This is a genomic window from Planococcus citreus (assembly GCF_003664125.1).
Lineage (GTDB): Bacteria > Bacillota > Bacilli > Bacillales_A > Planococcaceae > Planococcus > Planococcus citreus.
The window spans coordinates 1,238,970-1,260,878 of sequence record NZ_RCCP01000001.1 but is presented as its reverse complement, the minus strand read 5'-3'; the positions used below and the strand labels follow the sequence as shown (position 1 = coordinate 1,260,878).

At 48.8% G+C, this 21,909-nt stretch carries 19 protein-coding genes and 1 pseudogene; 16 read left to right on the top strand and 4 right to left on the bottom strand.

The features are described from left to right. The first annotated feature begins 7 nt into the window (after positions 1 to 7). The 12 genes and pseudogenes from DFR62_RS06225 to DFR62_RS06175 all read left to right on the top strand — a co-directional run bounded on the left by DFR62_RS06225 (position 8) and on the right by DFR62_RS06175 (position 14,312). Positions 8 to 1,495 carry a glutamate synthase subunit beta gene (locus tag DFR62_RS06225; protein WP_058382702.1) on the top strand — a complete coding sequence of 496 codons (1,488 nt, stop codon included), beginning with the start codon at positions 8 to 10 and terminating at the stop codon, positions 1,493 to 1,495. 296 nt (positions 1,496 to 1,791) lie between these two features. After that, positions 1,792 to 2,262, top strand: a complete 471-nt coding sequence (locus DFR62_RS06220) for a DUF3450 domain-containing protein (protein WP_121298791.1) — start codon at positions 1,792 to 1,794, stop codon at positions 2,260 to 2,262. Between the two features lie 187 nt (positions 2,263 to 2,449). Next, on the top strand, positions 2,450 to 3,265 hold the full coding sequence (locus DFR62_RS06215; protein WP_338324977.1) for an HD domain-containing phosphohydrolase: 816 nt from the start codon (positions 2,450 to 2,452) through the stop codon (positions 3,263 to 3,265). Positions 3,266 to 3,380: 115 nt separating this feature from the next. Next, a complete protein-coding gene (locus DFR62_RS06210) occupies positions 3,381 to 3,923 on the top strand; it encodes a hypothetical protein (protein ID WP_121298787.1) in 543 nt (180 codons plus the stop codon). 140 nt (positions 3,924 to 4,063) lie between these two features. Then, positions 4,064 to 5,521, top strand: coding sequence for a circularly permuted type 2 ATP-grasp protein (locus tag DFR62_RS06205; RefSeq protein WP_121298785.1), 1,458 nt, complete (start codon positions 4,064 to 4,066; stop codon positions 5,519 to 5,521). Continuing rightward, a pseudogene (locus DFR62_RS17635) lies at positions 5,522 to 6,454 on the top strand (alpha-E domain-containing protein); the annotation flags it as partial. Positions 6,455 to 6,541: 87 nt separating this feature from the next. Beyond that, complete coding sequence (locus DFR62_RS17630) at positions 6,542 to 7,393, top strand: transglutaminase family protein (RefSeq protein ID WP_421958182.1); 852 nt, start codon at positions 6,542 to 6,544, stop codon at positions 7,391 to 7,393. Positions 7,394 to 7,475: 82 nt separating this feature from the next. Beyond that, a complete protein-coding gene (locus DFR62_RS06195) occupies positions 7,476 to 8,921 on the top strand; it encodes a DEAD/DEAH box helicase (protein WP_121299540.1) in 1,446 nt (481 codons plus the stop codon). 232 nt (positions 8,922 to 9,153) lie between these two features. Next, positions 9,154 to 9,717, top strand: coding sequence for a 3D domain-containing protein (locus DFR62_RS06190; RefSeq protein WP_121298780.1), 564 nt, complete (start codon positions 9,154 to 9,156; stop codon positions 9,715 to 9,717). A 790-nt stretch (positions 9,718 to 10,507) separates the two neighbouring features. Then, the gene (locus tag DFR62_RS06185; protein WP_121298778.1) at positions 10,508 to 12,034 is read left to right on the top strand and encodes a phytoene desaturase family protein; all 1,527 of its coding nucleotides are present in this window, start codon (positions 10,508 to 10,510) and stop codon (positions 12,032 to 12,034) included. Beyond that, positions 12,031 to 13,482, top strand: coding sequence for a phytoene desaturase family protein (locus DFR62_RS06180; RefSeq protein ID WP_121298777.1), 1,452 nt, complete (start codon positions 12,031 to 12,033; stop codon positions 13,480 to 13,482). Before DFR62_RS06185 ends, DFR62_RS06180 begins: the two co-directional genes overlap by 4 nt. Next, positions 13,482 to 14,312 (top strand): phytoene/squalene synthase family protein, encoded by an 831-nt coding sequence (locus DFR62_RS06175; RefSeq protein WP_121299538.1) that lies wholly within the window; start codon positions 13,482 to 13,484, stop codon positions 14,310 to 14,312. The genes DFR62_RS06180 and DFR62_RS06175 overlap by 1 nt, the downstream gene beginning before the upstream one ends. A 62-nt stretch (positions 14,313 to 14,374) precedes the next feature. Here the strand turns inward: DFR62_RS06175 and DFR62_RS06170 are convergent, their stop codons facing one another. Genes DFR62_RS06170 through DFR62_RS06155 form a run of 4 tightly spaced genes read right to left on the bottom strand, consistent with a single transcriptional unit; the run spans position 14,375 to position 18,382 of the window. Next, positions 14,375 to 15,859, bottom strand: coding sequence for a phytoene desaturase family protein (locus DFR62_RS06170; protein WP_121299536.1), 1,485 nt, complete (start codon positions 15,857 to 15,859; stop codon positions 14,375 to 14,377). Then, positions 15,856 to 16,959, bottom strand: a complete 1,104-nt coding sequence (locus tag DFR62_RS06165; RefSeq protein WP_121298775.1) for a glycosyltransferase family 2 protein — start codon at positions 16,957 to 16,959, stop codon at positions 15,856 to 15,858. The genes DFR62_RS06170 and DFR62_RS06165 overlap by 4 nt, the downstream gene beginning before the upstream one ends. Next, the gene (locus DFR62_RS06160; RefSeq protein WP_121298773.1) at positions 16,956 to 17,633 is read right to left on the bottom strand and encodes a lysophospholipid acyltransferase family protein; all 678 of its coding nucleotides are present in this window, start codon (positions 17,631 to 17,633) and stop codon (positions 16,956 to 16,958) included. The genes DFR62_RS06165 and DFR62_RS06160 overlap by 4 nt, the downstream gene beginning before the upstream one ends. Next, positions 17,630 to 18,382: a carotenoid biosynthesis protein gene (locus tag DFR62_RS06155; RefSeq protein ID WP_241663078.1), complete on the bottom strand. Its 753-nt coding sequence runs from the start codon at positions 18,380 to 18,382 to the stop codon at positions 17,630 to 17,632. The genes DFR62_RS06160 and DFR62_RS06155 overlap by 4 nt, the downstream gene beginning before the upstream one ends. 268 nt (positions 18,383 to 18,650) lie before the next feature. On the opposite strand from DFR62_RS06155, the gene DFR62_RS06150 reads away from it, so the two are divergent. From DFR62_RS06150 to DFR62_RS06135, 4 genes are all read left to right on the top strand, one after another. After that, on the top strand, positions 18,651 to 19,490 hold the full coding sequence (locus tag DFR62_RS06150; protein ID WP_121298769.1) for a MurR/RpiR family transcriptional regulator: 840 nt from the start codon (positions 18,651 to 18,653) through the stop codon (positions 19,488 to 19,490). A gap of 73 nt (positions 19,491 to 19,563) precedes the next feature. Continuing rightward, positions 19,564 to 20,403, top strand: a complete 840-nt coding sequence (locus DFR62_RS06145; RefSeq protein ID WP_121298766.1) for a transporter substrate-binding domain-containing protein — start codon at positions 19,564 to 19,566, stop codon at positions 20,401 to 20,403. A 31-nt stretch (positions 20,404 to 20,434) separates the two neighbouring features. After that, positions 20,435 to 21,103 (top strand): amino acid ABC transporter permease, encoded by a 669-nt coding sequence (locus tag DFR62_RS06140; RefSeq protein ID WP_121298764.1) that lies wholly within the window; start codon positions 20,435 to 20,437, stop codon positions 21,101 to 21,103. A gap of 12 nt (positions 21,104 to 21,115) precedes the next feature. Then, entirely contained in the window at positions 21,116 to 21,838 is a 723-nt protein-coding gene (locus DFR62_RS06135; RefSeq protein ID WP_121298762.1) for an amino acid ABC transporter ATP-binding protein, read from the top strand. The last annotated feature ends 71 nt before the right edge of the window (positions 21,839 to 21,909 follow it).

Genomic DNA, 21,909 nt, shown 5'->3' with positions numbered 1-21,909 from the left:
GGAAACGATGGGGAAGATAACCGGATTTATGGAATATGACCGTCAGACTGTAAAAGAACGCGACCCGGCACAGCGGACGAAAGACTGGAAAGATTATACGATTCCGCTATCTGAACAGGAAGTACAAAAGCAAGGGGCGCGCTGCATGGATTGCGGCGTCCCGACCTGCCAGACCGGCATGGATCTCGACAATGGCACGACCGGCTGCCCGGTCAATCACTTGATTCCGGAGTGGAATGATCTTGTCTATCGCGGCCAATGGAAAGAAGCGCTTCACCGTGAACATTTGAAGAATAATTTCCCGGAATTCACCGGTGTTGCTTGTCCGGCTCCATGTGAAGGGGCTTGTGTTCTGGGGATCAACGAACCGCCTGTCGCCATCCGCACGGTCGAACGCTCGATCATTGAACGCGGATTTGCGGAAGGCTGGGTCGTTCCGGAACCGCCGAAACACCGCACCGGCAAAAAAGTGGCTGTAGTCGGTTCAGGTCCTGCGGGGCTTGCATCGGCAGCCCAATTGAACAAAGCAGGCCATACCGTAACGGTATTCGAAAAAAGCGACCGCATCGGCGGTTTGCTGACTTACGGCATTCCTGAAATGAAATTGCCGTATGATATGGTCATGCGCCGCGTCAAAATCCTTGAGCAGGAAGGCATCACATTCGTGACGAATGTTGAAGTCGGCAAAAACTATCCTGCAACAAAATTGCGTGATGATTTCGATTCGGTCATCATGGCGACTGGCGCGACTGTGCACCGCAACATCGATGTCGAAGGGCGTGACTTAGAAGGCGTGCATTTCGCAATGGACTTCCTGCATGCCAGCACGAAAAGCTTGCTCGATTCCGATTTGGAAGACGGCAATTATATTTCGGCAAAAGGAAAAAACGTCATTGTCATCGGCGGTGGGGACACAGGAACAGACTGTCTCGCAACTTCCGTACGCCACGGCTGCGAGAGCCTTGTGCAATTCGATGTCTACGATCAAAAAGGCGCGCTCCGTGACGAAAAAGGCAATCCATGGCCGCAATATCCGAAAATCCACCGCGTAGAATACGGCCATAAAGAAGCTGCCGCAACGTTCGGTGACGATCCGCGTGCTTATGCGGTCATGACGAAGAAATTTGTCGGCGATGAAAACGGACATGTAAAAGAAGTCCATACCGTTAACGTCAAACTGAAAATCGATGAGCAAGGCAACCGCATCCGCGAAGAAATTCCAGGTACGGAAAAAGTGTGGAAAGCGGACCTCATCCTAATCGCTATCGGTTTCAGCGGGCCGGAACAGCTGCTGATCGACCAATTGAATGTGGAAACGCACGCCAATTCACGCGTTAAAGCTGAATACGGCGATTATCGCACGAATGTCGAAGGCATCTTTGCGGCTGGCGATATGCGCAGAGGCCAGAGCTTGATCGTCTGGGCGATCAACGAAGGCCGTGAAGCTGCCCGGGAATGCGACCGTTATTTGATGGGCAGTACGGTATTGCCTTAATAAGTGTGACTGAACGAAAAAAGCCTGCAATTTTTCATTGCAGGCTTTTTCTTTTTTGGGATTATAAATCGAGATAAAAGGGAAAGGTTAATAAATTGATTATTTTAATAACTTTAAATAATTAAATAATTTCTTTATTGTAAATTTTTTCAGGAGTTGTTGTGCAAAAGTCCTAGTGTGTATATACTAGGGATTGTAGGACTATCGGTCGCTTATTCGATTAGTAAACACAGTATAAAAATGTTAAGCGATCCGCAATTTCTTCAAAAAACTAAATCACCTCAGGAGGAATACGCATGTTCAAGAAAAGTATCACAGCCGTCATCTTCTCATTCATAATGATTTTATCAATGGGAACAGGAGCGTTTGCATCGGACATTCCAGTTGTAGACGATGTGCCATTCCATAACTTTGAAGACTCTATGACAGTAGAAGAAAAAGAAGCTATTGCCGATGTCAACAAGGTGAACGCGAAGATCGAAGCGGAAATCGCTAAAAACCAAGAAAAAGCTGACAAGCTATACACTCAATACACAGAAAAGTTAGCGGAAGAAACAGATGTTAACAAACAGGAAAAGTTAACAGCGAAGTACGAAGAACAAATCACAAAGCTGATCACTAAACTTCAGGAGAAAGCTGAGAACATGACAGTTAAAGGGATGGATAGAGCAACTGCTGCAGGACTCACTGTAGACATGGTTTATGTAGACATCCAGTTCGGCGACAGAACCGCTTTGATCGACCCGATTATTGTGGTGGCTTGGTAAGTATATTGTAGATATCTTTTAAAAAGAGTAGTATGGGGGTAGAGGAAACTTTACTCTCATTTTTTTATATTTTAGGGGATGTGAATTTGTGAAGGGCTTGGATATATTAAAAGGAAAATATCTGGAAAAAGTTGAAAATGATGCTACCACTCTTTCTTTGCTAGGCAGAGGTAGTGGTTTGGAACTGATGAAGCAAACTATTTTAAAAGATAAAACTTTTATTTTGATTCCAAGCGAGTCCGCTGAGGCACATGAATTCTATTATATATTAGATGGAGAGATACAAGCGGAAATCGAAGGCAAGCAAATTCATCTAGGCAAAGATGATTTCTTTTCATGTAAAGAATTGGAATCGCCTGTGAATTTTAATGTAGTAGAAACCGTTGTGTTATTGTCCGTTTCAAATTTCCCGGTTTTCCAATATGCTAGTAAAATGATTGCGGAGTTGCGGAAAATCGGTGAAAAAGTTGAGCATAAAGATCGTTATACATTTAATCACAGCTCTCGTGTGGCTGGCTATGCGATTAAGACCGCATCCAAATTGAAGATGACCAGAGAACGGACAGAGTCATTATTTTTGGCATCCATCCTCCACGATATCGGCAAAATCAATATTCCTGAAGAAGTGTTGAAAAAGCCTTCCAAACTGACTGACGAAGAATTCGACCTGGTGAAAAAACATCCGGGAGACGGTGCTGATATGATCCGGGATACCCCTTATAAAGATATCGCTGACATCGTCGAGCAACACCACGAGCGGGTGAACGGGCGTGGTTATCCGTTCGGTTTGAAAGGTGACGAGATTTTAATCGAGGCGAAGATCATCGGCGTATGCGATACTTTCGATGCGATGACGGAAGACCGTGCTTACCGTTCTGCGTTCACCGCCCAGTATGCGATGGACGAGCTCGAGCAGCTGATCGGCATCCAATATGATGAAGAAGTCGTCAAAGCATTCAAGGAAGTATTGTTAGAAGAAGGCAAATTAATAGATACACCGTAAAGGGCGCTCTTCCATAGGAGTGTCCTTTTTCATTTGGGAAGCGATGTTTAAAAATAGGCAATTCCGTCTATACTTACTACACTAAGCTTTATTAAATGGAGAAGGAGGTCATAAAATGGCAAGAAGATCAGGTGGATTTTTCAGCAAGCTCGTATTGCTCGGGGTAGGTGCAGCCATCGGGGCAGCGATGACACAGAAAAAGTCAGAAACCGGCAGCACGCAAAATACAGGCAGCTCTTCGACAAGTACAGCTGACATGAAAGAAAATATCAAAAAGAATTTAGATCGCTTCAACGAGCAATCGGGAGGCATGGTCGACAAAGTGAAGCCTCATATCAACAAAGCGGTCGAAACGGTCAAAACGACGATCGAAAAGCAGCAGCAAATGATGGATAAGGAAAAAGACGCGCTCGATAAAGCGAACAAGACCCTCCAGGATGATGTCGGCGAGACAAAAGGCTCAGGTTCTTCAACGGACCAATCGACATCTTCGGCGAATAAAAATTCGTTCTCGTCTACTGGTTCTTCTAAGGAAGCCGATAAACCGAGCGGAGGCGCATTCGGTGGCAGTACTCCCTATGCTGAATCGCTGAAAAAGCATCCGGAAACCGATTCATCTTCCGGTAATTCTTCAAATGATGGCACAACGAAAAAATAACTTCGGTTATAATAGAACAAAGAACAGCTATGCCGAGCATGGGCATGGCTTTTTCTTTCCCTCCAGTAGACAGAAAATTCATATCTTTTAAAAATCAGCGGCAGTTACTGGCGGTATTCTGACAGAGGGGGTTCGGCCACGTGTTTAACAACTATAAAACCAGTCCATTTTTTGATGAAATGTTTACGCCCGATGGTAAACCGAAAGCCCATTACGAAACCTTCCATGAAGTGATCAAGCGATTTTCAGAAGATGAACTAAGGGAAAAGCATGAAACGGCGCAGTTGTCGTTTCTCCGACAAGGCATCACTTTCACCGTCTATCATAATAATGTAGGGACGGAGCGAACGATGCCGTTCGACTTTGTGCCGATCATCATCCCGCCAGAAGAGTGGGAAGTGGTCGAAAAAGGAATGACGCAGCGTGCAGAAGCATTGAACCGTTTCTTGGACGATGTCTACCACGACCAAAAGATCATCGAAGCGGGCATCGTGCCGCGCCATCTAGTCGAAGACAATCCTTATTATTACGAAAAGCAGATGAAAGGCGTCGATATCCCGCTCAACAACCACATCTTCCTGGCGGGGATTGACTTGATACGAGATGAGAACGGAAAATATCATGTCCTTGAAGACAATTTGCGCAACCCGTCCGGATTGTCGTATGTGTATCAGAATCGTTACGTCATGCGCCAAGTATACCCGGAGTTTTTCGTCAACCACTCGGTGATGACGCTCGAGCATCAAATGAGCTTCCTGCACGATTCCATTCTGGACCATGCCCCAAAAGGCAGAAAAGACAAACCGTTTGCGGTGCTCCTGACGCCGGGCATGTACAACTCCGCTTATTACGATCACGTCTTCCTGGCCCAGCAGATGGGCATGGATTTAGTCGAAGGCCGCGATCTGGTCGTCCGCAACAATATCGTCTACATGAAATCGATCCGCGGGCTGAAGCGCGTCGATATCATTTACCGCCGCATCGATGATGATTTCCTGGATCCGGAATCATTCCGTTCAGACTCTGCGCTCGGGGTGCGCGGCGTGATGGAAGCTTACCAAAAAGGCAATGTCGCGATTTTGAACGCGGTCGGCAACGGCGTCGCGGATGACAAGGCGATCTATGCGTATGTGCCGGAGATGATCCGCTATTATTTGGACGAAGAACCGATCATCGACAATGTGAAAACTTATTTGCTTGATAAGCCCGAAGATCGGGAATGGGTACTCGAGCATCTTGAAGAGCTCGTCGTTAAAAACGTAGGGGCATCCGGCGGATACGATATGCTCGTCGGCCCGCACGCCTCGAAGGAGCTGATCGAAAAGTTCAGGGAGAAAATTATCGAAACGCCTCATCAATATATAGCACAGCCGACGATCAAGCTGTCCCGCGCACCGGCTTATCAAGGAGACAAGTTCTACCCCTGCCACGTGGATTTGAGGGTATTCGTCATGAGGGGCGAGACGACCCATGTCCTGCCTGGCGGATTATCCCGTGTCGCGCTGAAAGAAGGGTCGCTTGTCGTCAACTCTTCACAGGGCGGCGGCGGAAAAGATACTTGGGTGTTCAAAAAGAAAGAAGAAGGGGAGGATGCGTAAATGTTAAGCCGTGTTGCAAATTCATTGTATTGGATGTCCCGGAATGTCGAGCGGGCGGAGAACAATGCGCGCATCCTCGACGTGCAATTGCTGCAGATGATCGAAGCGGCCGACGAAGAGCTGGTGCGTGACTCAGATTGGCGGTTGATTTTTGAAATCTGCGATTCGACGGAAACGATGCGCCGGATCAAAGCCAACCCGACATATGAGGAATCAGAGCTGGTGCAATATTTGGCGATGGCGCAGGAAAATTCCAATTCAGTCGCCAGCTGCGCGATGGTCGTCCGGGAAAATGCCCGCATCAGCCGCGACCACATCCCGGATGATTACTGGGAAACCTGGAACCGTTCGTATTTGGCGCTTAATGATATGGACTTGAAGAACAGTTCGGTCCGTGACATGAGAGCGTTCCTGGAAAACATCAAAACGACTTCGCTTATTTCCCAGGGAATTGTCGAGTCTTCGATGTCACGGGGTGTGGCGTATCAAATGATTAAAATCGCCAAATGGCTTGAACGCGCAGAAAAGACGGCACGCATCTTGAATGTCGTCTGCGAGCGGACGCGTGAACGCGTGAGGAAAGAAAAGACCGATGATTATTATTTCTGGCTGGCGGCGCTCAGGATGACGAACGGCTATAACGCGTTCTTGAAGAGCAATCCACCACGCATGGAGCCAAGGAAAGTACTGGGCTTTTTGATCTCGGACAAAACTTTCCCGAGATCGATCCGCTATTGCCTTGACCATGTGCGGGATGCGGTCGAAGAACTTGAAGAAGGCAAAGTGTCCCATTATTCATGGGAGTTGTACGCAAAACTCGATGAAGTCCGGACTTCCTTCAGCGAGACGGATATTGAATCTCTTGATTCGGATGAATTGATGCATTTCCTGAATCGTTTCCAGGATGGCTGCAATGAAATCAGCCGAATTTTCTCCAGCACTTATTATTTAACAGATCCCGAAGCCGAGACAGCAATGGCGTTCCAATCCCAAGGGATGGACATGAAAGGAATAACTTCTATGAAATACAAAATCGAGCATACCAATATCTTTGATTATGAAACAATCGTCGACCAAAGCATGAATACCATCCGCCTAAAACCACGAACGGATGAATGCCAGCGCCTCCTGTCCTACCGTGCGGATATCACACCAGCAACGTTGACGAAAGAACATGTCGACATTTTCGGCAATAACGTCGAGACGTTTTTCATTGCCGAACATCATCAGCATCTGGAAGTGAAATCGACGTCCATCGTCAGCATCCAGAAGAGCCCGTTCATCCACCGCATCGATTATTCGCCGGAAATGAACGTCATTTTCCACTCCCAATTGTTTAAGGAGCATTATATGGCGTACTTGAGCAATACGGCTTATACGTATATCACCCCGGAACAGATGGAGTTGGTCGATCGCGAGCTTGGGGCGATGACCAACCCGGTGCAATACGCAATCGATGTCACCGAGTACGTATTTGACCATTTCACATACGACGGGGAGTCGACGACCGTAACGACCAAAGCAAGCGAATCATTCGGCTTGAAAAAAGGCGTCTGCCAGGATATCACACACGTCATGCTTGGCATCTTGCGCAGCAAGCATATCCCGGCGCGTTACGTCAGCGGTTATTTATACGTCGGCGAAGATTCAGCGCTTGTCGGCGATGCGGCAAGCCATGCGTGGGTGGAATTCATGGTGCCGGGCATCGGCTGGGTCGGGCTCGATCCGACCAATAATGTCGAAGCGCTGGAAAACCACATCCGCGTCGGCGTCGGCCGCGATTACAACGATGTCAGCCCGGTTCAAGGTGTCTACAGAGGCGGCAGCCAGTCGCTCGATGTGAAAGTCTCCGTGAGCCTGCTCGACCAATAATGCCAATAATCGTTTAACTGCAAAACTGCCCGATCCGTGCCATAATGAAGAGATAAGACAGATGAACGGAGAAGGAGAACATATGAACACGAACCAATTCAAAGATTACGGCATCAGCGAGCCGATCGTAAAAGCGCTGGAAGGCCTTGGCTACACGGAGCCGACTGAGGTGCAGCAACAAGTCATCCCGGCCGCTCTTGAAAAACACGATTTGACCGTCAAATCGCAAACCGGCAGCGGGAAGACAGCTGCATTCGGCATTCCGCTGTGCGAACTCGTCGATTGGGATGAAAACAAGCCCCAGGCGCTGGTCCTGACCCCGACACGAGAACTTGCCGACCAAGTGAAAGAAGACATCACCCATATCGGCCGCTTCAAACGCATCAAAGCTGCGGCAATCTACGGCAAGCACCCGTTTGCCTATCAGAAGGAAGAATTGAAGCAAAAATGCCATATCGTCGTCGGAACACCGGGACGCGTGCTCGACCATATTGAAAAAGGTACGTTGAAGCTCGAGAAAATCGAGTATTTGGTGCTCGATGAAGCAGACGAAATGCTCAATATGGGCTTTATCGAACAAGTCGAATCTATCATCAAGCAGCTTCCGAAAGAACGGACGACGATGCTGTTTTCAGCGACATTCCCGGGGCATCTGGAAAAACTGCAGCGTGATTTCATGCGCTCTCCGCGCTATATTGGAATCCAAGCAGCCGACACCTTGGAAGAGCGCATCGAGCATTCGCTCGTCATCGTGAAAGAGCAGGATAAATTCCAATTGCTGCGCGATGTCACCGTAGTCGAAAATCCGGATAGCTGCATCATTTTCTGCCGCACGAAAGACCAGGTTGATGCTGTTTCGGAAGGGCTTGAACGCCTGTTCTATACAAGCGACCAATTGCACGGGGGCATGACACAGGAAGACCGTTTCGGCGTCATGGATGATTTCCGCCGCGGCGAGTTCCGTTATTTGGTCGCAACCGATGTCGCGGCGCGCGGCATCGATATCGACGGCATCACCCATGTCATCAATTATGATTTTCCTCTCGAAAAAGAAAGTTATGTCCACCGTGCCGGCCGCACAGGGCGTGCCGGCAAGAGCGGCAAGGCGATTTCATTCGTCACGCCGTTCGAGGATAAATTCCTGAAAGAGACGGAAGATTATTTAGGGTTTGAAATCACGCGTGTCGAACGGCCGTCGAGAGAGCAAGTCGCCTTGGCAAAACCGGCATTTGAAGACAAGATCGAGAGCCGCCAGAAGCCGAAAAAGCACAAAGCGGCTGCACTCAATCAAGACATCATGAAGCTCTATTTCAACGGGGGCAAGAAGAAAAAGCTGCGTGCTGTCGATTTTGTCGGGACGCTGACCAGCATACCAGGCATCACGGCAGAAGATATCGGCATCATCAAAATCCAAGATACGGTCACGTACATCGATATTTTGAACGGCAAGGGGCTGCATGTCTTGAAGGCGATGAAAGACAAAACCATCAAAGGCAAAACCTTGAAAGTCCATAAAGCGAAAAAATAATCTTAGGCCTTTTCCGAGTTTCGAAAGCTTTGGAGGGGGCCTTTTTTCTATTGTTAGATACAGAATTTTAATGGAGCGGGTTCTTTTGTCACGAAAAAAAGCGCAATTGTAATCAAATATGCCTAATGCTGTCACATGATTGTAACCTTCCCGTGCTATTTTAATTTTACTGAAAAGCTTTCAACCGATTTACGCAAGGCACAATCATCCGATACGCAAAGGGGATAGGAACTTGAAAAAATTATTGGCGGCTTTAACAATGGCAATGCTTTTATTGCTCGGCACTTCACTCACGACTTCTGCAGCATCGAATGTTTACACAGTCAAAAGCGGCGACACGCTTTATAAAATTTCCCAACAGACAAAAGTATCTGTAACTAACTTGAAATCATATAACGGTTTGAAATCGAATTTAATTTACCCGAAACAAAAATTGAAGTTGAAAAAAACAACAGCGCAAACCATCTCCAAACCATCGACATCATCTTCAAGCAAAGATAAAGTGGTGAAGGAATTCACTGTTTCATCAACAGCCTACACGGCGTATTGCAGAGGATGTTCTGGAATCACGAGAACAGGCATTAACCTGAAAAAGAACCCAGGGCTTAAAGTCATCGCGGTCGATCCGAAAGTCATCCCGCTCGGTTCTAAAGTATGGGTGGAAGGCTACGGCACCGCAATCGCTGGAGATACTGGCGGCGCAATCAAAGGCAAAAAAATCGACGTCTTCATCCCAACTCAAAGCCAAGCGCTTAAATGGGGACGCAAAAACGTAAAAGTTAAAATCCTAAAATAAGTAAAACCCGGCTGATCCATCAGCCGGGTTTTTTTATGGCGTTTTTCACAGGAAGGCATCTGAAAAGAAATCTCGCACCGTCGTTTAGGCCATTCACTATCCAGATAGCTTTTCGCTGTAAATACTACATTACAAGATACATCACCCAAGAAGCGATTCCCCCACTAGCCGGCAACTCCGCAAAAAAGCATATCTGTTTAAACAAACTCGAATCAATGAAATCACTAAGCTGCCCAGCGCCCAGGGTGAGCCGACGCCATAAGACAGACGCTCTTCCTGGCTTATGGCTAAAGGCCAACCCAAAGCAGGGCGGCGAATAGGCAAACGAAGCTTTATTCCGAGCACCAAAACGATTCGGCAATCAAACCTGCACTATCTTCACATATTGAAAGGGAAGCGATTCCCCCGCTAGCCGGCAACTAACTATAGAAGTAGATCTGATTAAACACACCAGACTCAATGAAATCTTCAAGCTGCCAAGCGCCCAGGGTGAGCCGACGCCGTAAGACAGGCGCTCTTCCTGGCTTACGGCTAAAGGCCAACCCAAAGCAGGGCGGCGAATAGCCACAAGAAGCTTATTCCAAACACTGAAATATTTCGACCAGTAAACCCTCGCTATCCAGTTCTGGAAGTGATTTCCCCGAAAGCACGGCTTTGATTCGCCATAAATATTGAATAAAAAAACAAGCCCCATAAAGAGGTTAAATAATTAGTCTTTTAGGGAAGAGATGTATATACTGTTTGTATAGATATTGTATAACTTTCAAGAGGCGAAACGGGGGCTTACGCAATGGCAAAACGAATGATTATTATAGGAGCGGGGCCAGGAGGCTTGGCAGCAGGAATGCTGTTAGCGAGCAAAGGATACCAAGTGGACATTTACGAAAAAAATGACCGCATCGGCGGGCGCAATGCTGCATTGACATTAGGTGATTTCACATTTGACACAGGACCGACGTTTTTGAGCATGCTTCATCTGGTGGAGGAATTATTCGAAACGACTGGGCGCAATGTCCACGATTATATGGAAGCGGTCGAACTGGACCCGATGTACGAACTGCGCTTCGAAGACCAGAACTTGGTGATGACGCGCGACCCTGAAGCCATGCGCAAGCAAATCGATGACAATTTCAAAGGCGATGGGGAAGGCTACGCGCGTTTCATGAAAGACACCGGAAAGAAACTCGAAGCGTTGTCTCCGCTGTTGCAGACGAAAATGGACCGCATGACGGACCTAATGCAGCCGAAAGTGATCAAAGCGATTCCGGAACTTGAAGCAGGCAAGACGCTTTACGATGTCTTGTCCCGCTATTTTAAAGACGAGCGTTTGAAAATGGCGTTTGCATTCCAGTCGAAATACCTCGGCATGTCGCCTTGGGAATGTCCGGGCGCGTTCACGATCCTGTCTTATATGGAGCACGCGTACGGCATCTACCATCCGATCGGCGGCGTCAACCAATTGTCGGCGGCGATGGCGAAGGCAGTTAAGGAAATGGGCGGGCGCATCCATCTTGGAAAAGGCGTCCAAAAATTATGGATCGAGGACCGTAAAGTGAAAGGCGTCGACTTATATAACGGCAGCCGCGAAGCAGCGGATGAAGTGGTCATCAATGGCGACTTTGCACACGTGATGACCCACCTCGTGGAGCCGGGCATTTTGAAAAAATATACCCCTAAAAAGCTCGACAAGAAAAAATATTCATGTTCCACATTCATGCTTTATTTAGGGCTCGATAAGAAATACGATTTATCGCATCACACCATCGTTTTTTCAAAAGACTACAAGCGGAACGTCGAAGAAATGACCAAGTCGCGCATCTTGTCGGCAGATCCTTCGATTTACGTCCAAAACGCCAGCGTGACAGATCCGACTTTGGCTCCGGATGGCAAGTCGGCGCTGTATATATTGGCGCCGGTGCCGAATAATTTCAGCGATATCGGCTGGGAAAACGAACAGGAAGCTTTCCGTGAGCTGGTATTGGATATTATCGAGGAAAAAACCGATTTCAAGAATCTGCGCGACCATATCGAAGTCGAGAAGATGCTGACACCGTTCGGCTGGGAATCAGATTACTCCGTATACCGCGGCGCCACATTCAATTTGGGGCATCAATTATCGCAAATGATGGTGTTCCGCCCGCACAATAAATTTGAAGAGCTCGACAATTGCTGGCTGGTCGGGGGCGGAACGCATCCCGGCAGCGGCTTGCCGACCATTCTGGAATCTGCCCGTATCACCACGAACGGCATCTTGAAAGAAGACGGCAAATCCGGAATTCCGATTGGCCCGCTTCCGAAAGTGGAGGGATATGTATGAAAATAGCCATGATCGGAGGCGGTGTCGGGGGCTTGATGGGCGCGCTGTATTTAACAAAGCTCGGCTATGATGTCACCATTTACGAAAAAGAACACAAGCTCGGCGGCAGAATGGCGTTTGTGGAACGGGACGGCTTCCGAATCGATGAAGGCCCGACCATCGTCTTGCTGCCGGAAATGTTCCGCGATTTGTTCGCGCAAGCAGGAATCGATCCCGAAAGCATCGAATTATTACTATGCGACCCGCTTTATACAATCCGTTTCACAGATGGGAAAGTATATACAAAATACCCTGGGCGCGAACGGCAATTGCAGGAAGTCAAAGAGCAGTTCCCGGAAGACAAAGCTGGATTTATCCGCTTTATGGATGAAGGGCAGAAGCGCTTTGATATTGGCAAGCCCGCTTTTCTCGAACATGATTTTGTCCGCAAAGCGGATTTTTGGACATTCCGCAATATCCGCAATTTGATGAAGCTGAAACCACAACAATCTGTCCATCAGCTAATGGAGAATTATTTCAAGGACGAACGATTGCAACTGGCGTATTCCCTTCAGGCGTTATATATCGGTGGGGATCCTTACCGTGCGCCGGCTATGTATTCACTTGTACCGTTCAGTGAGCATGAGCACGGGGTTTACTATGTGAAAGGCGGCTATGCGAGTATCATCCCTGTCATGGAGCGGGAGTTGCGCAGCCGCGGCACTGAGATCCGGCTGGACACGGCTGTCAAACGCGTGGTGAAAAAAGATGGCCGTGCGACAGCAGTTGAAACTGAAACGGGCGTCGATCCTTATGATGCGATCGTCTATAACGGGGATTTCCCCGGAATCAACCAATTAGCGCCGATGAAGAAACAGAAAGAATACACGCCTTCTTCCGGCTGTGTGCTGCTGTATTTCGGGTTGGACAAGGTCTATGAAGACGTAAATGTCCATCAATTCTTTATCGGTGATGATTATAAAGAACATATGGAAGATGTGTTTGTCAGAGGACAGAAAACGGAAAATCCGGCATTTTACACATTCCATCCTTCTGTCATTGACGATACCCTGGCTCCTGAAGGCAAATCGGTGCTTTATGTACTCGTGCCGGTTCCTTCAGGCACAGAAATCGACTGGAAAAATGACGAACAGTGGATCGGGCGTATTTTGGACCGGATGGAGACATTGTCGTTTCCGGGCATCCGGGAGTCAATTGAATGGATGGACGTGCGCACACCGAAAGATGCAGAAGCGTTTGGCTTGTTCAAGGGAGGCAGCTTCGGAATCGGCCCGACATTGCGGCAATCCGGAGTTTTCCGCCCACAGATCAAACCGGACGACACGGACAATTTGTATGCAGTGGGAGCTTCCGTCCATCCGGGCGGCGGCATACCGATTGTCATGCAAGGAGCGAAATTGCTGGCCGACAGAATCCACAGCGATTTGAAAGAAAGGGGCGGTTCATGATGGAATTGAAGCAAGCCTATAGCTATTGCGAACGCATTATCGCCGATAATTCAAAGAGCTTTTATAAAGCATTTTCCCTATTACCGAAAGAAAAGCGCAAAGCCGTATGGGCGGTGTACGCCTTCTGCCGGAAAGTGGACGATATCGTCGATGAGGGCAGCCATCCTGAACCTGAGCTGAAAGCGTTCCGAAAAGACTTCGACGAATTTCTAGCAGGTTCAATTCAATGGAACGATCCGATGTGGCTGGCGCTCGAAGACGTTTTTGAAAGCTATGATATGGACGCGAGCGCGTTTTACGGATTGATCAAAGGGCAGGAAATGGATTTGACGATCAACCGCTACCGTACACTCGATGAGTTATTGGATTATAGCTATCATGTCGCGAGCACGGTCGGCCTGATGCTGTTGCCGATACTCGCACCTGGGCGTACGGCCCTGTTGAAAGACGGCGCGATTTCGCTTGGCTACGCCATGCAAATCACCAATATCCTCCGTGATATCGGTGAAGACTTGTCGATGGACCGTATCTATTTGCCACAGGACATCATGCGCAAATACGGCCTTGCAGAGGAAGCGCTAGGAAGCGGCACAGTGTCGGAATCGTTCATCCAAGTGTGGGAAGAACTTGCCAGCATAGCGGAATTCCATTATGACCGCGCATTTGAAACGATCAATGATTATCCGTTGTCTTCCCGCGTGCCGGTCAAAGGCGCCGCGCTTGTCTACCGGGAAATCCTGTCGACGATCCGCTCGAAAGAATATACGGTATTTCACGAAAAGCATTACGTTACGGACGATTCCAAGCAGTCCATATTGCAATGCTTATAAAATAGAAAAAGCTGTTTTCATCCGCCAGTTGTGGCGGATGGAAACAGCTTTTTTTGGTTATTTTAAGATGAATAACTTTCGATCAAGCGCCGCGCCACATTCAAGCCGCTCAACGTAACCATCGGGGAGCCGCCACCGGGGTGGACGCTTCCGCCGACGAAGAACAGCCCCTTGATGTCGCGGCTTGCATTCGAAGGACGCAAAAAGGCGTCTTTAGGGTGATTGGATGACGGCCCGTACAAAGCCCCACGATGAGAACCGAACGTATCGCGGATGAATTCAGGAGTGAAGATCCGTTCTTCCTGCAGGTGGTCGCGTATCTTTATTCCATAATGTTCCAATAAATCATAAATTCGTTCTTTGTATTGCTGCGGGTCAATCTGCAAATCACCTTGCGCTGTAAGGGCGGGGGCATTGATGAGAATGAACAAGTTGTCCCCAAGCGGCGAAACGGATGGGTCCGAATGGGATGAGTTGCTGATGTAGATGGTCGGCTCGCCGCTGTATTGTTTGTCAGCAAATAATTCACGGAACTCCCGTGGATAATCGGCTGAAAAGAAAACATTATGATGCTTCAGTTCCGGTAAGCGGACATCTAGCCCTGCCGTGATGACAAAAGCAGAAATCGACGGCTCGAACCGGTCACGCTTCGCATCCCGGAAAGACGGACGCTCAGCTTCAGCTACTAACTCAGGAAAGGCCGACAACAAATCACCGTTCAAGATGACGGCGTCAGCGGCAATCCGTTCGCCATCCGCGAGCTCCACACCGCATGCTTCTCCTTGTTCTGTCAAAATGCGGGTGACTGCTGTCTCGGGATGCATTTCCACGCCGCATTCCGCTGCGACCGTTGCAAAGCCCTGTGCAATCGACACGTTTCCGCTTTTTGCGTAAAAGACGCCTTGAGAAAGTTCAAGGTGGGCGATCATCGCAAACGTGGCAGGGGCTTTATAAGGTGATGACCCGATATAAGTAGCGTAGCGACCGACTGCCTGGCGCAATCCTTCGTGCTTGAAGTAGCGGCTGAAAAAATGGTCCATCGATTCAAGCGGGCGCACCTTCAGCATGGCCACTCCGAGAGATGGGGAAAGATAATCCCGGAACGATTGAAAGCTCAGCGGAAAGAAATATTGCTCGGATGAACGATACAGACGCGCGACTTCAGCCAAGAACGCATCGTATTTACTGGCGGCAAAGGGATCCAGCGTTTCGAGCTGGCGGATCATTTCGCCGCGGTCTGCCGTAAAGTCGATGTGGCTGCCGTCTGAAAAATGGTTGCGCGTATGGACAGCGAGTTTTTCAAGTTGAAAATACTCATCAGGGTCGCGTCCGGTTTGTTCGATGACTTGGCGGAAGATGTGGGGCATCGTGATGGTGTTCGGCCCAAAATCGAACCGGTAGCTGCCAAGTTCGACAGGCATCAACTTGCCGCCGAAATGGCTGTTTTTCTCGAATAGGCTGACGCGCATCCCCGCGTTTGCGAGCGTAATCGCAGCAGACAAGCCGCCAAGCCCGCCGCCGACGATGGCGATATGTGATCGTTTCATGAATAATGCCTGCCTTTCCATGTATAGGGCTCATTTTTCAACGATTTTTTCATGGCCGTAAGCATGACTGCAAGCATGGCTGCTGCTTGCAGTGGAATAAGAAACGCCAAATACCAGCGCTGATTGGTTACCATGTCGACATACCAGCGCTGCAAAACAGTCAGCGCGTATGGCGCGAGCCAGATCCAGTTGGCTGTTACGAGGCCGGCTGCGGCTAGAAATAGAGGGAAGATGTAAAAGACGCTGTAAAACAAGGTCAGAAGGATGGCGATCAACGGCGAGCGCCCGATGCCAGTGTAGCTATTCTTCAAGAAACCTTCCCATACTTCGGCTGGCGTTTCGTACATCCGGCATTTGACCGAAGCGGTGATATTGGCAAGCAGTACTTTGTGGCCTGCTTGTTTCAAAGTGCGTGCAATATGTACATCCTCGACGAGCGACGTGCGCACGGCTTCATGCCCGCCGATTGACTCGTAGGCTTTTCGTTCAAATGCCATCCACATGCCGTTTGCCGCGGTGGCCGCCGGGAATTTCGCGTAATTCGCCAGCGCTAGCGGCAAGTGGAATAGAATGACGAAATGAAGCATCGGCACGAGTAATTTACTCAAGAACACCGGCACTTCAAAAGCAGGGAATCCGGACAATAGGGCAGCACGCCGTTTTTCCATCAAGCCGAGTGTCTGCCGCACCGCCTGCTTGCGGAAGCGGACATCGGCATCGACGAAGAATAAGTAATCGCCTGAAGCGTGTTTTTGCAATTGATGGCAGGCATGGACTTTGCCGATCCACCCGGCAGGCAGTTCGACGCCTTGCAGGACAGTGAAGCGCTTGTCGCCCGCAATTTCCTGGTCGAGCGCCGCTTGAGTGCCATCAGTCGACTGGTCATTCAAAAGGATGAATTCGGCTTTTTCCCAGTCGGTTTCTTTTAATGAACGGACAATCGTCGGCACGTTGCGTTCTTCGTTGCGCATAGGCACGAGAATGGACACGAGCGGTTCTGTTTTCATTAGTGGCTGTTTAGGCAGTGCCGGCAGGAACAGGCGATTGAAGACAATCCACAAGAAAAAGGCGATATGGATGACGATCAAAGCCGTGATCATGATTTGCGCCTCCTTTTCAACATCTCCTGGAATTCTCCGTAATTCTCGTTTAGCACTTCTTTTTTTAATTGATCAAGCGCAGCGGTTTCCCGTTCCTGCAGCCATAAGGTCCGTTCGTTTCTTGTACCGGCAGGGATGTCATCAAGTGTCAGGCTGTCGCCTTGGTCGATCCACACTTCGGGATGTTTTTTACGGCGCATTGAATAATAAAAGCGTACCGGGACGAGTGGAATCTCCGGACATTTCTCCATCAAATACAGGAGGCCTGTATGAAATTCCAGCGGGCGCGTCTCCAAATGATATTCATCGCCTTGCGGAAACAGGATGACTGTTTTGCCTTGTTTCAATAAATTCTCGGCATAGCGCAGCGAAGCCAAAATATCTTTCGGATTGCTGCGGTCGATTGAAAAGGCGCCAAGCCGGCGGAAAAAAGGAAATTCCTTTAGTCCGTGTTCGTGCATCATGATATGGACGTCCAAGTTCCAGACGCGCCGGTTTAAAAAGAAGAACAATAATCCGTCCCACCAGGAGCTGTGATTTGAAATGATCAACGCCGGCCCTTTAGGCGGGCGGATGTTCCGGCCGTATAAATGGGAAAAAGAACGATGGATCGATGGCATTAAATACAGGGCGAATGCGCGTTCAAAGAGCGTCGATTTTTTCGCCTGGATCATTGCGGCCGCCTCTTCCATGCTAGGGCGACGATCGCGGCCGTCAGGACGGAGGTCAGGAAGGCTGCGAGCCATAATCCGTTGATCAACCCGAGCAGCACGAACAAGGCGATCATCAACACATACAACAGAGCCATGCGCTTTTCGGCCTGGCCGGCTGACACTTTAAGCCTTTGCTTTTTGAAGGCGGCATCGAGTATAAGGTGAAGGGTGAACGCTACGATAAACCAGCCGGTGAAATTGGTCCACGGAATATCATAGTAGAAACCTGTATCTTCCCATAACCAATAGCCTTTCACTTTATAGGCGACCGGATCGATGATCAAGTCAATGATGACCGCTGCAATGCCTCCGGTGGCTGCATAAAGAAAGCCGCCGCCTGGCACGATCCAGCGCGCGATGACATGGCTTGTCGCCATGACCATGAGCCAAGCGAACCCGATTGCGATTGGCACGCCGAAGACATTCGGGGCGAAGCGGTCGGTATAGTCATAAGAGCCGAACAAGAAGCCGCTGTCGGCGCCAGCCCATTCGACGATAAAGGTCGAAAAGAAAATGAGTACGCCGATCGACCCGCCGATTGCAGGGCCGAATCGCCGCCATAAATAAAGGAAGCCGAGGGATCCCGCAAGGATCAAGAAGAAGGCGTTGGCCCATTCCAGCCAAGATGGCAATAAATCAAAACCCAGCAAGATAACACCGCAGATATACCAAAAAATGAATAACTTAAAAATCCGATCTTCCCATTTCACGAGCAGCACCTCATCTAAATTAGTTATACAAATAGTGTACAACAATAGCTGGAAAAGGCGAAAGAAAAGGACGGGGCGCTCTGTTAGCGAAATGGTGAAACTTTTTTGCATTGCGTTTTTTTGCTGTGATAGTTGGCATGACGGTATATTTATGAGGAAAATGTCATAAACGCTAGCAGAATTTTCAGTAAAATATTGCAGGGAATCCTGCAAAAGTATATACTAAGTGACAAGCAACTAAGCGTGTTCTTGCGATGGGGGAATGAATATGCAGGATTTAATGCGAAATGTGTCAACTTCTTATAAAGAATTCAGTTCCGGGCAAAAAAAGATTGCAGACCTCTTTTTCCGCGAACCGATTTTCATCGCTTTTTCGCCTGCATTGGAAGTGGGAAGGCGGGTGCAGGTCAGCGAGTCGACCGTCATCAGGTGGACACAGAAGCTCGGCTACAGGGGGTATACAGAGTTTCAGCATACGCTTCAACGAAAGTTGGCAGAGGAACGGCTGGACAATGCACAACAGGAACGGCCTGTTACTACGGACCAGTCGTTTCTTGAAAACCTGCTCGATGCAGACATCACCAGCATCCTGAAGCTCAAGCAAACAATCAATGAAGAAAATTTATTGCAAGTGGTCGACCGCATCAGCAAATCTGGGCAGCGTTATGTCACAGGCAATTTCTTTGATTTCGGCTTAGCTGAATGGTTTGGCGGGTGGCTCGGCAGTGCGCTCGGAAATACAGCGATGATGCAGCCTGGAACTGCCGTTTACTATGGGCAGATGGCTGAGCTTGGGCCAAACGATACGGTCATCGCTTTCGCGTTTCCGCGCTATACGCGTACCTTGATGGGCACCTTAGAGCAAGCGAAACGCAAAGGTGCGGAAGTCATCGTCTTAACCGATAGTGAGGATTCACCCGCCGCGAAGAGCGCAGATATCGTTCTGACCGTTTCCGTGAATGCGAATCTGAACATCGATTCCTACACAGCGGTCCATGCCTTACTGACTTCTGTCATGCGCTTTGTTTATGTCAAGGAACATGCAAAAGTGAAGGAAAAGCTAGCACAGCTCGAAGCGGCTTACACGGACCAGGACATCTTCATATAATATCACCCATCGCAGGCACGTCCCGAATCGCTCCGGCGTTTTGGTCAAACATAAACGAAAAGGGGAGAGCAATATGAATAAAAAATTTACAACAGCAGGGGTAATTTTAACAGCAGGCATGCTTTTGGCAGCTTGTGGATCGGACGACTCAACCACCGGCTCGGAAGGATCAAGCGAAGGAGCGGCAGGAAGCGATTTGAACCTGGTAGAAGAAGGTAAGTTCACAACTGCATCAAGTGGGTTGTACAAGCCGTTCAACTACGAGGAAGGCGGCGATTTGACCGGCTTCGATATCGAAATCGGCAATGCTATCGCAGAGGAAATGGGACTTGAACCAAATCCAATCACGACGCCTTGGGAAACGATCATCCAAGGATTGACGACCAACCGTTTCGATGCAATTTTGGGATCGATGGCCATTACGGAAGAGCGTGAAGAACAAGTTGCCTTCTCGGATCCATACTATTACTCAGGCGGGGTTATCTTCGTACGCGAAGGCAATACGGAAATCCAGTCGGAAGAAGACCTTGAAGGCGCGACAATCGGCGTCGTCGGGCAAAGTACGTATGATACGGCAGCACAAAAATACACAGATGATATCCAATACTATAATAGTGACGTTGTCGCTTTGCAGGATTTGACGGTTGAAGGCCGCTTGGATGCCGTTATCACGGCAGACGTCGTCGGCTTTGAAGCACAAAATGCAGGGCTTGAAATCGAAATGGTCGGCGACCCGCTTTGGATCGAGCAAGCAGCTGTCGCTGTACGCCCTGAAGATGAGGAATTGCTCGCTGCAATCAACGAAGCGTTAGCGGCAATCATCGAAGATGGAACTTACGCAGAGATTTCGGAAAAATGGTTCGGACGTGATCTCCTTGATGTCGATCTTGAAGGCGTCGAAATTCTCAATTAAACACAGCTGGGAATAGAAGGGAGATTCGACTATGTTTGAATTATTCGGGACAGTTTTTGAAGTATTTATGCGGACATATCCGGGCTTCCTTGAAGCTACAGTCGTTACGCTTCAGCTGACGGCGATTGGTGTCATTTTAGGGACAGTCATCGGCCTGGTATTTGCCTTAATGAAAATTTCTGGATCCAAGATTTTGCAGTGGATCGCCAATATCTACATTACAGTTATTCGCGGAACACCGTTGATCGTACAGATCATGTTCCTGTACTTCGGTATCGTGGAAATCTATACGATGTCGAATTTCTGGGCCGGCGCTATTGCCCTAGGTGTTCATAACGGTGCCTACATTGCGGAGATTTTCCGCGGAGCCATCCAAGGCGTGGACCCAGGGCAGCGCGAAGCGAGTATGTCTCTCGGGATGAACCGCAAGCAGACGATGCAGCGAATCGTATTCCCACAGGCGCTTCGCCGTTCGATTCCACCGCTCGGCAACCAGTTCATCATCACGTTGAAAGATTCGTCGCTTGTCTATATTATCGGCGTTGCGGAGATTTTCTCCCTTGCCAACCGAGAAGCGGCACAATCATTCCAGCCATTTGAATCGTTCCTTGTCGTAGCGCTCTATTACCTGGTGCTCGTCATGATCTTCACGTACTTATTGCGCTGGTATGAAAACCGGCTTGATGTGGACAAAACCTAAGGAGGAGCAGTTATGATTATTGGAGAGAATATACACAAATCCTTTGGTGATCTCGAGGTGTTAAAGGGCGTGGATCTCCACGTCCAGCCCCAAGAGGTGGTTGTTCTGGTCGGGGTCAGCGGATCCGGCAAAAGTACGCTGCTCAGATGCTTTAACTTCCTGGAGATGATCAACGAAGGATCCATCACGATCGATGGCAAAAAAGTCGATCCGAAAAAAGACAATTTGACGAAGATCCGTGCCGAAGTCGGCATGGTCTTCCAGCATTTCAATCTTTTCCCGCATAAGACGGTGCTTGAGAATGTCATCGAAGCGCCTATTACGGTCAAGAAGATGAATAAGGAAAAAGCGAAAAAACTCGGCCTTGAACTATTGGAGAAAGTCGGCTTGAGCGACAAGGCGGATGTTTACCCGAGCAAATTGTCAGGCGGACAGAAGCAACGCGTCGCTATCGCCCGTTCCCTTGCAATGGAGCCGAAAGTGATGCTCTTCGATGAGCCGACCTCAGCACTTGACCCGGAACTTGTCGGGGAAGTACTGCAGGTCATGAAACAGCTCGCAGAAGAAGGCATGACAATGGTCGTCGTGACACACGAGATGAAATTCGCCAAAGAAGTGGCAGACCGCATCATCATGATTGACCAAGGAACCATCATCGAATCCGCGGACCCGGAGAATTTCTTTGGAAATCCGCAGCATGAACGGACGCGCCAATTCATTCAATTGGTGGAATAAGCGTTTCGCGGTCCTGTAAATCAAGTATCATTTACAGCTAATCAAAAAAACCAGATCCGGTTCATCCGGAT